9 protein-coding genes and 1 riboswitch are annotated in these 13044 nt (G+C 56.0%); of the genes, 7 read left to right on the top strand and 2 right to left on the bottom strand.

The window, feature by feature from the left end:
* The first annotated feature begins 21 nt into the window (after positions 1–21).
* Positions 22–253, top strand: a riboswitch (cobalamin riboswitch).
* Positions 254–394: 141 nt separating this feature from the next.
* Both KYK14_RS11725 and KYK14_RS11730 read left to right on the top strand, forming a co-directional pair.
* Positions 395–2374 (top strand): TonB-dependent receptor plug domain-containing protein, encoded by a 1980-nt coding sequence (locus KYK14_RS11725; protein ID WP_219159027.1) that lies wholly within the window; start codon positions 395–397, stop codon positions 2372–2374.
* 26 nt (positions 2375–2400) lie between these two features.
* Positions 2401–3510, top strand: a complete 1110-nt coding sequence (locus tag KYK14_RS11730) for a DUF5074 domain-containing protein (protein WP_219159028.1) — start codon at positions 2401–2403, stop codon at positions 3508–3510.
* 104 nt (positions 3511–3614) lie between these two features.
* On the opposite strand, the gene KYK14_RS11735 is transcribed toward KYK14_RS11730, so the two are convergent.
* Positions 3615–3896: a hypothetical protein gene (locus tag KYK14_RS11735; protein WP_185281395.1), complete on the bottom strand. Its 282-nt coding sequence runs from the start codon at positions 3894–3896 to the stop codon at positions 3615–3617.
* Between the two features lie 123 nt (positions 3897–4019).
* On the opposite strand from KYK14_RS11735, the gene KYK14_RS11740 reads away from it, so the two are divergent.
* Together KYK14_RS11740 and KYK14_RS22475 are read left to right on the top strand one after the other, a co-directional pair.
* Positions 4020–4379 carry a hypothetical protein gene (locus KYK14_RS11740; protein ID WP_219159030.1) on the top strand — a complete coding sequence of 120 codons (360 nt, stop codon included), beginning with the start codon at positions 4020–4022 and terminating at the stop codon, positions 4377–4379.
* A complete protein-coding gene (locus KYK14_RS22475) occupies positions 4376–4948 on the top strand; it encodes an AraC family transcriptional regulator (protein ID WP_185281397.1) in 573 nt (190 codons plus the stop codon). Before KYK14_RS11740 ends, KYK14_RS22475 begins: the two co-directional genes overlap by 4 nt.
* Positions 4949–5086: 138 nt before the next feature.
* Here the strand turns inward: KYK14_RS22475 and KYK14_RS11750 are convergent, their stop codons facing one another.
* A complete protein-coding gene (locus KYK14_RS11750) occupies positions 5087–5656 on the bottom strand; it encodes a hypothetical protein (RefSeq protein ID WP_219159031.1) in 570 nt (189 codons plus the stop codon).
* A 99-nt stretch (positions 5657–5755) separates the two neighbouring features.
* On the opposite strand from KYK14_RS11750, the gene KYK14_RS11755 reads away from it, so the two are divergent.
* From KYK14_RS11755 to KYK14_RS11765, 3 genes are all read left to right on the top strand, one after another.
* Positions 5756–7975 carry a B12-binding domain-containing radical SAM protein gene (locus KYK14_RS11755; RefSeq protein WP_219159032.1) on the top strand — a complete coding sequence of 740 codons (2220 nt, stop codon included), beginning with the start codon at positions 5756–5758 and terminating at the stop codon, positions 7973–7975.
* Between the two features lie 365 nt (positions 7976–8340).
* Positions 8341–11388 carry a SusC/RagA family TonB-linked outer membrane protein gene (locus tag KYK14_RS11760; protein ID WP_219159033.1) on the top strand — a complete coding sequence of 1016 codons (3048 nt, stop codon included), beginning with the start codon at positions 8341–8343 and terminating at the stop codon, positions 11386–11388.
* An 18-nt stretch (positions 11389–11406) separates the two neighbouring features.
* On the top strand, positions 11407–12972 hold the full coding sequence (locus KYK14_RS11765) for a RagB/SusD family nutrient uptake outer membrane protein (RefSeq protein WP_208306520.1): 1566 nt from the start codon (positions 11407–11409) through the stop codon (positions 12970–12972).
* The last annotated feature ends 72 nt before the right edge of the window (positions 12973–13044 follow it).

Here is a 13044-nt window from a genome sequence, read left to right on the forward strand (position 1 = left end):
AGCGAATCCGTGGTTCAGACAGTATCTTTGTGGCGTAGCGGTGGCCGGACCCTAAATGCGGGGCGAGGCTGAAAAGGGAATCCGGTTCAAGGCCGGAGCTGTCCCCGCAACTGTACGCTTCGAGAGTGGGCGCATCACGCAGCTGCCACTGTTTCGCAGAACGCCAGGTTTCGATCACGAAACTTAGCCGGAGAAATGGGAAGGCGATGTGCCCGAAGCAAGCCAGGAGACCTGCCACTACGTTTCCCCATGTTCAGCGCCTTCGGTGGAAGGGCGGAGAACGAATGCAGCGGGCGGCCTCGGCCTCCCGGTTTTTTCTGTTTTCGGCCTCGGCTACGTGGCGGGTTTCGGCTCGCAGCGGAGTTTTGAACTGACTTTTCCTACCCCGGAAATTTTGGTTCGGATACGTTTTTTACGCGCTACTTCTTCCACCCCTACCCGCACGCTACGCGTGCTGGCGGTGGCAGCAAGCCTGTTGCCAACCGCAGCAGTGCAGGCCCAGCGCGCACCCATTGATACCAGCGCTGCCACACCCCATTTGCTACCCACGGCTGTAGTAGAGGCCGCCCGCTTGAGCCGCTACGCTGTGGGCAGCCGCCGCACTACCCTCGATTCGGTGGCTGTTAACCAGCTGCCAGCGGGCACGCTGGCCGAGGCGCTGAGCCGGCTTACTCCCATTTATCTGAAGAATTACGGGCCGGGGCAGCTGTCGTCCATCACGCTGCGCGGCACCTCGGCTCGCCACACGGCCGTGCTCTGGAACGGCTTCAACATCAACCTGCCTACCCTGGGCGAAGCTGATTTTGCTTTGCTACCCGTGAATGGGGCTACCCGCATTACGGTGCAGCCCGGCCCGGCAAGCGCGGTGTACGGCAATGGCGCTTTGGGGGGCACCGTGCTATTGTCGTCGCCGGTGCAGTGGGGAGCGGGGTGGCGCGGGCAGGCGCAGGCCGATGTGGGCAACTATGGAATGCGGGCTGGAAGCGTTGAGAACAGCTTCAGCAACGAGAAGCTGGCCTTGCGCACGGCTGCTTCTTACCGTGAGGGCCAGAACGATTTCCCCTACCAGGAGCGCACGATTGACGGCTTGGTGGAACGCCGGCAGACCAACGCCGCCTACCGGCAATGGAGCCTCACCCAAGATGCTACCCTGCGCCTGGGCCAGCACAGCGAACTGATGGGCGCCGTGTGGCTGACAGACGCCGACCGCCGCATTCAGCCCGCCATTGGGGCAGCCAACGACAATGCCCAGGAGCGCGACCAGAGCCGCCGACTATTTGCTGGCTACCGTCACGTGGCCGGCCGCCACGAAACGGGCGTGCGCATGGCGTGGTTTAAGGATATTCTGAACTACCGCAGCAACACCGTGGCGCAGAGCAACTCGCGGGTGCGCACCAGCCAAATACAGGCCGACCACAGCCTACAACTCCGCTCCAACCTGAGCGTGCGGGTAGGCGGCGAGGCGCAGCACTTTGCCGCACGGGTAGATGGCTACGGCCAAGACCTCACCGAAAACCGCTTCTCGGGCTACGCTCTCGTGCGATACGACCCTATGCCTACCCTCCGCCTCACGGCCAATATCCGACAGGCGTTTATTCCGGGTAGGCGGCCGCCACTGGCTCCTACCCTGGGCGGCGAGTGGCAGGTGTGGCAACACGACACCCATACGTTGGTGCTGAAAGGCAGCGCAGCCCGCAGCTACCGTGTGCCGACCCTCAACGAGCGATACTGGCGCCCCGGCGGCAACCCCAACCTGCTGCCTGAAACCAGCCTGGGCTACGAGGGCGGCGTGCAGCACACTTTCAAGCCTATTCCTACCCTCTCGCTGGTGACGGAACTGACGGCCTACCGCCAACAGGTGCGCAACTGGGTGCAGTGGCTGCCCGGCGACACGGTAAGCTACTGGTCGCCGCGCAACCTGCGCCGGGTACAGGCTCAGGGGATAGAGCTGAGTTCGGAACTGGGCTGGCAGCCGGGGCGCTACAACCTCACGGCGCGGGCGGCCTACGCCTACACCCGCTCGCAAAAAGTGAGCGGCTACATATTCGACCCTGACCCAGTGGGTGTGCAATTGCCCTACGTGCCCTTGCACACGGTGGCGTTCACCACGCGGCAGAGCTGGCGCGGCTGGCAACTGCTCACGCAGAGCACCTTCACCAGCTTCCGCTACACCGATGCTTCGGCTACTACATTCCTACCCTCCTACTTTCTGCTAAGTGGGTCGTTGGGCTACACGTTTCACACCCGCAGCACCTGGAGCCTTACCGCGCTGGTGCAGGGCTTCAACCTCACCAACCTCACTTATAACAGCTACGAAGCCCGCGCCATGCCCCCGCGCAACGGCGTGCTGAGCCTGCGCGTGAGCTGGCGCTGATTCTAATTTTCACACTTTTCTTTTATATGACACAACGTTTTCTTTCCCTGAGTGCCCGCACGGCCTTCATCCTGGCCAGCGGCCTGACTCTCTGGAGCTGCGACCCAGACAACGATAATGACGCCTCGCCGGCCGGTAGCAATGTGTTTATCGTGCAGGAAGGCAACTTCACGCGGTCTAATTCTGAAGTGGTAGGCTTCAATAGTGAGGCGGGTGCCATTACTAATGCTGCCTTATTCCGCTCCGTAAACAACCGTATCCTGGGCGACGTGGCGCAGTCGATGACAGTGGTGGGCGACCGGGGCTATATTGTGGTGAATAATAGCAATAAGGTTGAAGTTGTATCGCTACCTGGTTTTGATGAAGTAGCCACGATTCCAGCGCTTAATGCTCCTAGCAATGCGGAGAAACTCACTTTACCCCGCTACTTCGCTGCCAGCAACAATAAAGGATATGTGTCGCAAACGGTGGACTACACTGTGCCAAATGGCCGCGTGAGTGTGATTGACTTATCTACCAATCAGATAACCAAAACTATTTCAGTAGGCAAACAACCCGAGCAAATGGCCGTGATAGGTAACAAGCTGTTTGTGTCGAACAATGGCAACAATACCGTCAGTGTTATCAATACCCTAACCGATGTGGTGGAAGCCACAATTACCGTAGCCGACAGCCCGGCTAGCATAGTGGTAGATAAAAATAACGCCCTATGGGTGATGTGCTCCGGCAAAAGCACCTATGGCCCTGCGCCCGATTACGCCACTATTGTAACGGTACCCAGCAGCCTAGTGCGTATCGACCCGGCGACCAATAATGTAACGGCTACCCTACCCTTTGCAGCCGGCCAGCAAGCGGGCGGTCTGCGCACCAACGGCGCGAAAGACCAACTCTTTTTCCGTCGCCAAGCGGGTGTGTACCGCATGAATATCGCCGACGCAGCCCTACCTACTGCGCCGCTGTTTCAGCGCCGGGGTGGTTTCTACGGGCTTGATGTAGACCCGCGCACGGGCCTGATCTATGGCTCGCCGGAAAACTTCACGGGCACGGCTCGTTTCTTCCGCTACCAGACCACTGGCCAGGTTATCGACTCCTTCACTATTGGTACCAGCGCCAACAGCTTCGTGTTTTATAATTAGGAGCGCTATCCTACCCACCCTATTCTAGGTGGCCTATCGCTAAAACGGCCCCGTACAGGTTTGTACGGGGCCGTCGTAGTTTATAAAATGGTCACGAAGTATGCTTAATCGGCTTTACCGTCGTGGTTGTGGTCGGTGGCTTGCAGGGTTTGATCGTACTGCTGCTCGATGGTTTTTTGACCAGCCGTGTCGGGAATGGCGCGGGTGGAGGGCATAGAGTCCAAGTCGCGGCCGGGGGTAGCGTCGGACTGACCGAAGTCTTTGGCGGCGCCGCGCTCTACGTCCGTATCAGCATTATCGGTGCCGGTGCTGCACGCACCCAGCAGAGTAGCAGAGGAAATAAACAACGTGGCGGCCAGCAGGCGCAGGGTCGAAAGAGTTTTCATGAGGTAGGGAAAGCAAAAAATCAGCGAGGAGAAAGTAATGGTACGGCGGAAGGGCGCCGCGGTTTTCGTTCTCTTTCTGAAGTGCCAGGTAATGATATATTTGTAGTCCGTTGCTTTGCACTTATGGCCCGTACACTCACTTCTTCTATTCCTTATCTGCGTTTGCGACGGCAAGCTGGCATCCTGGCTGGCGTGAGCCTGTTGCTGGCCCTGCTGCTGATTGGCTACACCTTTGGCGTAGAGAATCATTTTTTTGCTAGACTATTTTCCGCCTTTTTCGTATTTTTCTGGTTGTTGGCAGTCACTTTTTTGGGCATCGTACCGTTTGTGAACTGGGCTGCCCGTAGTTGGTTTGGCAAGGAGTGGACTTCCGACTCCTTCACAAAAACTACTGCTCGTCGTTCATCTGCCTCAACCTCACCATCGTCTGCGCGTACACCTACCCGAACTGCCTCTCGATCCAGCCAAAAACGACACCCGTGAAAACTACACTCTTACACATCAAGAACATGGTGTGCCCCCGGTGCATCGACGCCGTACGCACTGTGTTGGAACAAGCCGGCTACCGGCCCACCGAAGTAACCCTGGGCCAGGCTCAGCTTGACCGTACTACCCCCGCCGACCCTACCGCCGTGGCACCTATCCTGCAAGAAGCGGGGTTTGACGTGCTCACTGGGCGGGCTGAACAGCTCACCGAGCAAATTAAAACGTCCTTGACCGAGTACCTGGAGCACCTGCGCACCGCCCGGATGCCCCTCACCACCTCGGCCTTTCTGACGGAGCGTTTTGCGGCTACCTACTCGCACCTGAGCAAGGTATTTTCGCGCACCGCCAACCTCACCATCGAGAAATACCTGATCCGCCTCAAGATTGAGCGCGTGAAGGAGATGCTGAGCTACGGCGAAATGACCCTAAGCGAAATTGCTGACCAAATGCGCTATAGCTCGGGCCAGCACCTGAGCAACCAGTTCCGCCAGGTAACGGGCCGCTCCGTGAGCGAATTCCGCCGTGATCTGATGCCCAAGCGTTTGTCGCTAGACAAGGTAGGGTAACACGGAACTGTCCAAAATAAAACCGGCGGGGTAGGAGCTGTGCTCTCCTATCCCGCCGGTTTTATTTTGATGGCTATCTAATATGAATCTTGGCTTCCGTGTATTGTATCTATAATACTCTATAGATTAGGCTCTGTCTCACCTATCGCTAAAGGATGAGCCTTCATCTGCACAATATAAATTTCCAACATTTTTTTGAATAATTGGCTGTATATCAAACGTTACCGGAATATTGTGAGGCGCACCAAGCAAATTGGCACCCTGCTTAATTATGTTGTACTCCACATGTACTTCACCTTCGTACCAACAGTCGAAGAAATTCACGAATCCTTTAAATAGGTTACGCAACAGGCGTACTGGAAAACCAGGCTTGTTATGACCGCCGCTCGAGAAATTCAGGTAGCTATAAAACACACATTCTTCAATAAGTAAGCCACCCACAAAGTAAGCAAATATGAAATCGGCCCGGTGAAAATGGCAGTAGCTCAGTATCATCGGTCGCTCATATGAAAGCACTACGCCAGATAAGTCGTCTACCTCACAGTATAATAGGATAATGGAGTGGAAGCAATAAGTATTGTCGGTTGATAATTGCAGCAGATCCAGCTTTCCTATAATATGATAGTATTGGAGCGATTCGCCGTTTCGCAGCTTCTCCAATGCCACATCAGCAGGTAAAGCGGTCAGAAGTTGGGGGAAATTGAACACAGTAATACTGAGTTGATTTGACGCACTCTAAAGTAAGAACAATAGACCGCGCCGTATCTTTGTGGGCACCTTTACCGCCGCTTGGTGGTTATTGCCGCCGTGTCTAGTCCTCGCATTCTCCTTATTACCCCGCCGCTTACGCAGCTGAACACGCCCTACCCGGCTACGGCCTATATCAAAGGCTTTCTGGTGGGGCGCGGCTACCAGGTTACGCAGGCCGACCTAGGGCTGGAACTAGTGCTGAATCTGTTTTCGCAGGAAGGGTTGAAGCGGGTTTTTGCGGCTATAGAGCAGGGTAGTTTTGAGCTGAGCGACAACGCTCGCCGTATGGTGCGCCTGCAACGCAGCTACCTCACTACTATTGGGCCGGTCATCCGATTTCTGCAAAATAAGGATACTACCCTAGCGCCGCGCATCTGCCACGCCCGCTACCTACCCGAAGCCAGTCGCTTCGATAACGTGGCCGATTTGGAAAGCGCTTTCGGCACGATGGGCCTCACTGATCAGGCCCGCCATTTGGCTACGCTCTACCTCGAAGACCTTGGCGACCTGATCAAAGAGACGGTAGGGCCGCAATTTGGTTTTTCGCGCTACGCCGAGAAGCTGGGCATGTCGGCTACTTCGTTCGATCCGCTGCACGAAGCACTGCAAGCTGCGCCCAACTTGCTGGATCAGATGCTGGAAGAGTTGCTGGATGCGCTGGTGACCCGCGTGGAGCCAGATGTGGTAGGGTTTTCGGTACCGTTTCCGGGCAACTTATACGGGGCACTGCGGCTGGCAGGCCGAGCCAAACAGCTGCGCCCACGCATCAAAACCCTGATGGGCGGCGGCTACCCTAATACCGAACTACGCCAGTTGAAGGAACCACGCTTTTTCGATTACATCGACTACCTCACACTGGACGATGGCGAGGGGCCGTGGCTACGGCTGTTGGAATATTTAAGTCAACCAGAACGTCATGCTGAGCCTGCCGAAGCATCGCTCCCCCTACCCTTCCAGCGCACTTTCCTGCGTAATGCGGCTGGTGAAGTCGAATACGTCAATCAGCCTTTCCCCGACATTCCGCACCCCGAGGTAGGCACCCCCGACTACTCCGATTTGCCGCTCGCTGAGTATCTCTCGGTGATTGAAGTGCTGAACCCCATGCACCGGCTCTGGAGTGACGGCCGCTGGAACAAGCTCACCATTGCCCACGGCTGTTACTGGAAGCGCTGCTCCTTCTGCGACGTAACGCTGGACTATATCTCGCGCTACGAGACGGCACCCGCTACCTTATTGGTAGACCGCATTGAGCAAATTATTGCCCAGACGGGCCAAACGGGTTTTCACTTTGTAGACGAAGCCGCCCCGCCCCTGGCCCTGCGCGACCTGGCCGTGGAACTGTTGCGCCGACGCGTGAGCATTACGTGGTGGGGCAATATCCGTTTCGAGAAGACCTTCTCGCCCGATTTATGCCGGCTACTGGCTGCCTCAGGCTGTATTGCCGTGAGCGGCGGCCTGGAAGTGGCTTCCGACCGCCTCTTGGCCCTTATGGAAAAGGGCGTGACCATTGCCCAAGTAGCCCGCGTGACGGACGGCTTCACACAGGCTGGCATCATGGTGCATGCGTATCTCATGTATGGTTTCCCTACCCAGTCGGCGCAGGAGACTGTGGATTCGCTGGAAGTGGTGCGGCAGCTGTTTGGAGCGGGTATTGTGCAAAGCGGTTATTGGCACCGCTTTTCCATGACGGCGCACTCGCCTGTGGGCAAAAATCCGGCAAAGTATCAGGTAGCGGCCATTGGCCCCGAGCCGGGCACTTTTGCCTGGAACGACCTTTGGCACGACGACCCTACCGGTACCGACCACGAACAGTTTGGCCCCGGCTTGGCTAAGGCGCTTTATAATTATATGCACGGCGTGGCCTTACACGAGCCATTACAGTTTTGGTTTGATTTCAAGACGCCCCGCCCTACCGTAACGCGCCACCTTATTCAGCAGGCGTTGCAAGAGCCGGGCAAACCCGACTTTGCCCGGCAAAACAACCGGCTATTCTGGCTGGGCAACGCACCCGAACTACGTCAGGAAGCTGGTAAAAAAGGCTCCCGGGCTGTGCTCACATTCTACGAGCAGGCTGAGGACTTTGAATTGAAGACTAGTCCCACCCTCGGCACCTGGCTGCACATGCTGCTCACTCGCCTCACTACTGATTATGATACTAAGCAGCTACTCAAAGAGGTGGCGGCTACCTTCCCAATAGAAGCTGGTCAGTCGTTTGAGGCTTTTTTACAGTCGCCTACCTGGCAACTGCTACGGGAGAAGGGCCTGCTGCTGATCTAAGCATTTGCATTAGTACGCCGTTAACGAGGTTTGCCCGGAAGATATTCCGGACCTGGCCGCACGTGCCTAGCCTAGCCGCGTTATCCGGCGCCTTACTACTATTCTAGTTAGCCCGAAGCCACCTCATACACAGGCTACGCAAGCTCAACAGGGCTATTTCCTTGCTTCTAGGCTATATATTCCGAAGCGAGATGCTTCTAAACCATCTAGTTGTTGCTCCTACTCAACTAATTATGGAACGAGTATCATTCTTCGCTATCTAGGAATGTCAAAAAAATATACAGCTATGAAAAGGATTTCTGCAAACGATTTCGATATATTTCAAACGATTTCTAAAAAATTCCCACACTTCATTCTTTCAGCGTATGAACAACAATTACATGTGGTATCACTCGTCTGTGCCAGCTACGGCCCGGCAAACGAGTAGCCGCCAAACCTGGCACGTAACTTTGCTGATGGTTCTGGCGGCCTTGCTTGTCTCTCTCCCTTTTTCCGGTCTGGCCCAAGCCACTCGGTCTATTTCGGGTAGAGTAACAGACACCAATTCCAGCGGTCTGCCAGGTGTTACAATTATTATTCCCGGCACTACTGTGGGTACCAGTTCTGGCTCCGATGGCTCGTTTGAGCTACAAGTGCCCGCCGCTACCACTACCCTGGCGGTTTCGTCGGTAGGCTACACGTCGCAGCGTGTTGACATCACGGGCAAGTCTACCGTGCAAATCAGCTTGCAAGAAGACTCCAAGGCTTTGGGCGATGTAGTGGTGGTAGGCTATGGCACAGCCCGTAAGGAAGACGTGACCGGCTCCGTGACGACCGTAACGGAGAAGGAGTTTAACCGGGGTACTTTCACCTCGCCCGATCAGCTCATTCAGGGGCGGGTATCAGGGGTACAGGTGAGCAACAACAGCGGCCAGCCCGGTGGGCCAGCCACTGTTCGTATCCGGGGCAACTCGGCGGTGACAGGTACCGGCCAGCCGCTGTACGTGGTAGACGGCGTACCACTCGATGGCCGCTCCGCTCGCCCTGGTCTTTCAACGGGCGCACTCGGCGCTGGCGCGGATAGTAATCCACTCAACTTTTTGAACCCTAATGACATAGAGTCCATGACGGTGCTTAAGGATGCTTCTGCCACGGCCATCTACGGTTCGCGGGCGGCCTACGGGGTAGTGCTTATCACGACCAAGCGGGGCAAATCGGGAGCACCTCAACTGAACGTAGGCATATCGAACGGCTTTTCCTCGCTGCTGCGCCGGCCCGCTTTCCTGAATGCCAGCCAGTACCGGGAGGCCATAGCCTACTACGGCGCCCCAGCCGCTAACGATAAGGGCGGTGATGTGAATGCCCTCGATGCCATTCTGCGTACCGGATACTTGCAAAACTACAACGTAGCCATGAGTGGGGGTAACGAAACCGGCCGCTACCGCCTTTCTATTGGTTACCTCGACCAAAACGGTATCGTGGACAAAACGGGTTTCAAGAAGTACAGCGCCAACCTCTCGACCAATTTTCAATTTTTAGAAAGCAAGAAGCTAGGACTCGACGTGAACATTGCGACCAGCCAGTTCCGTGAGCAGCTAGCCCCAATCAGCACCGACGCTGGTTCTCAAGGAAGCCTTATTGGGCAGGCCTTGCAGTGGAACCCTACCCAACCGCTACGCAACGCCGACGGCTCCCTATTTGTGCAGCCCGGCGAGGTAGTAAACCCGCTGGCTGCGCAGGAGTATTTCAACGATAACTCCCGCGTAACCACCATTTTGGCTAGCGCAGCGCCTTATTATAAGTTCACCGACTGGCTTCAGTACCGAGCGCTCCTGAGCGTCAATTACAATACTGGCGAACGGCGAACCTCTATTGACCAGCGCTTGATCAATTACAGTGATATACAAAACAAAGGCTTTGCCGGCATCGGCCAGAATGAGCTGACGACGCAGCAAATGGCGCATACGCTAACCTTCAACAAGCAAGTTGTTGATGGTGTAAACGTCAATGCCCTCCTGGGCTACGAATACACGAAGTTTGCCAACCAGGGCTCCAACATGAATGCTTTCGGTAACCCCGACCAGGGGGGATTCGGTAATTTCGGTGTTGATTATACCAACTACATTCAGTACTCGGCCGCTGGTAACCGTTCAGTGTCCTCTTTCATTGACCCTTCCTCTCAATTACAATCATTGTTTGGCCGGGCAATCTTGAACTATAAGGACCGCTACGTGCTGACGGGAACCTTGCGCCGGGATGAAAGCAGCAAGTTCGGGCCGAACAACCGAGTAGGCTACTTCCCGTCCTTCGCCGCCGCCTGGGACCTGAGCCAGGAGTCCTTCTTCCCGAGTGAGCGCCTCACCCAGTTGAAGCTGCGGGCCGGCTACGGCCGCACCGGCAACCAAGAGTTTCCGGCTGGCTCTTCGCAGGGTCGCTACTCATTCGATAACAACGGGGCGCAGTCGCCTCTGAACGACGCAAACCCGGATTTGAAGTGGCAGTCGGACGCACAGTACAATGCTGGCATTGACGTAGGCATATTCAACAACCGCCTTACGCTTACAGCTGACTACTTCTACAAGACTACCTCTGACTTACTTTTCCCCACGTTGCCTGGCCAGCCCGCGCCACCAGTACAAGCTATTCGCTGGACTAACCTCGACGGTAAAATCATCAACAAAGGGGTAGAGCTAGCGCTGGGTACTATCATTGTTAACAACGATAAGGTGAACGTGGGCTTAAATGCCAACGCTACTTTTATCCGCAACGAGGTAAAAGACCTTGAAGGTGCGGCTATTACGACTGGGGCCATCAACGGACAAGGCTTGTCGGGTGTGCTGGCGGAGCTTATCACCAATGGCTATCCTATCAACTCTTTCTTCCTCCCTCAATACACAGGCCTCAACGAGCAAGGACTGTCGAATACGCCGGGCCCGATTGCCTACTCGGGTAGCCCCAACCCCAAAACGTTGCTGGGTCTGAGTGCTAATGTTCAGTATGGCAAACTTTCGCTGACGGCCAACATGACCGGCGCGTTCGGGCAGTATATCTATAACAACACGCTTAACGCAGTAGGCAACGTGGGCCAGATTGGGGCCAGTAAGAACATTGCCCTCTCTACCTTCGAGAATCCGGTGAAAGAAGCTGTTGGCAACCCCTCGGCCGCTACCACGCGCTACCTTGAAAAGGGCAACTACCTGAAGATGTCTAACCTCACGCTGGCCTACGCCTTCGGCGATATCGGCCCGGTGTTTAAGGGGGGCCGTATTTATGCCACGGCTCAGAACCTGTTCGTGCTGACCAACTACGACGGCTTCGACCCAGAAGTGAACACTGTTAAGCGCGGCGCCAATCAAGTGCCTTCTGTGGGTATTGATTACTTGGCCTACCCGAGCGCCCGGACCTTTACGTTCGGCATTAATTTCTCGCTGTAATTTTCCATTCTACTTCCCATGGCTTATTATAAGTTCACCCGCGCAGCCGTCCTCCTGGCCGTGCTGCAATTGGCCAATAGCTGCGACGTTAGCGAAAAGCTAGCTGGTCAAATAAGTGATTCTCAGATTCCGGCGGGCGACCCCGCGGCCCTATTGACTGGGGTATATCAGGCCCAGCGAAACCCTATTCAGGGTTGCGTGAGCGTATTTGCCCTCGAAGAAGTATCGACCGATGCCCGGATTATGCCCACTCGTGGGCCTGACTGGGATGACAACGGCAAGTGGCGGGAGCTGTTTAACCATACCTGGACGCCCAACAACGAACGGGTGCGCGAGACCTTCACCCAGCTTGAGGGCATCGTATACTCTTCCACCGATTTACTGCGCTTTAGTCCTAGCGCCCAACAGGAGGCCGAATCGAGATTTATTCGCGCCTGGGCCATGTATCTACTCCTCGACCTCTACGACCAAGCCCTGTACCGCGACCCGGGTGAGAACCTGGGCATGAAGGCCCGCGTGCGCACCGGCACCGAGTTGCTCAACTACATTGTGAGTGAAATCAATACCGTGCAGCCCAACCTACCCGACGGCCCCGCAGGTCGTGCCAACAAGGATGCCGCTCGGGTGCTGTTGATGAAGTGCTACCTCAACAAAGGCGTATATGCCAACCGCCAGGCCCCTACTTTCGACCCGGCCGACATGAACCAGGTGATTAAGCTGGCCGATGAAGTGATTAACAGCGGCAAATACTCATTTGCGCCCAGCGTCTTCGACAACTTTGCCCCCAACAACACGGCCATTGGCAGAGAAAACATCTTTACCCAGGAGAATACGTTCGGCAACGCCGGCCCTACCCGCGACTTCTGGAAGTTTGTTTTTCACTATAATCTGCTGCCCGTCAATGGCTATAATGGCCCGGCTACTACGGCCGAATTCTATGACCTGTTTGAAGCGACCGACAAGCGCCGCGGCGTGGCCTACAAAACCGAAGGCGGCCCAGCCAACCCCGGCAACCGCGTTAACGTGGGCTTCTACATTGGCCAACAATACGACCTTACCAACGATGCGCAGGTGAAAACTCGCGCTGGCGCTCCACTGGTCTTTACGAAAGAAGTCAACCTCTTTGAAACCGGCCCCGACCTGGAATCGAAGGGTGCCCGGCCGCTGAAGTACCCTGTGGACTACGTCAGTGAGGCCAAAGGCGGCAACGGCTGCGAGAACGACCACGTGACCTTCCGTTTGGCCGACGTGTTACTGATGAAGGCCGAAGCTATTATGCGCGGCGGCACGCCTACCAGTGCCGGCCAATATGGCAGTACCGCGCTGGCCATCGTTAACTCCATTCGCACAGATCCCGGGCGCGGCGCTAGCGCCTTCACCTCACTCACGCTGGATATGTTGCTCGCGGAGCGCGGCCGGGAATTATATGGCGAGTCGTGGCGCCGACAGGATATGATTCGCTTTGGCAAGTTTCTACTGGCACGCAAAGACAAGCCCGTGAGTGACCCTACTCGCCTAGTCTATCCTATTCCGCAAAGCCAGGTAGATGTAAATTCTAATATCACCCAGAATCCCGGCTACTAACCGTCTAGAAAAGCCCCCGATGCTTGGCGCGGTGCCAAACGTCGGGGGCTTTTTCTGGCCCCTACCCTACCC

Origin of the sequence: Hymenobacter profundi, assembly GCF_019334315.1 — a bacterium.
Taxonomy (GTDB): domain Bacteria; phylum Bacteroidota; class Bacteroidia; order Cytophagales; family Hymenobacteraceae; genus Hymenobacter; species Hymenobacter profundi.

Coding starts and splice junctions, on each gene's coding strand:
- KYK14_RS11740 (WP_219159030.1), top strand. CDS start 4,020: ATGGCCCGTACACTCACTTCTTCTATTCCTTATCTGCGTTTGCGACGG.
- KYK14_RS11730 (WP_219159028.1), top strand. CDS start 2,401: ATGACACAACGTTTTCTTTCCCTGAGTGCCCGCACGGCCTTCATCCTG.
- KYK14_RS11735 (WP_185281395.1), bottom strand. CDS start 3,896: ATGAAAACTCTTTCGACCCTGCGCCTGCTGGCCGCCACGTTGTTTATT.
- KYK14_RS11765 (WP_208306520.1), top strand. CDS start 11,407: ATGGCTTATTATAAGTTCACCCGCGCAGCCGTCCTCCTGGCCGTGCTG.
- KYK14_RS11760 (WP_219159033.1), top strand. CDS start 8,341: ATGAACAACAATTACATGTGGTATCACTCGTCTGTGCCAGCTACGGCC.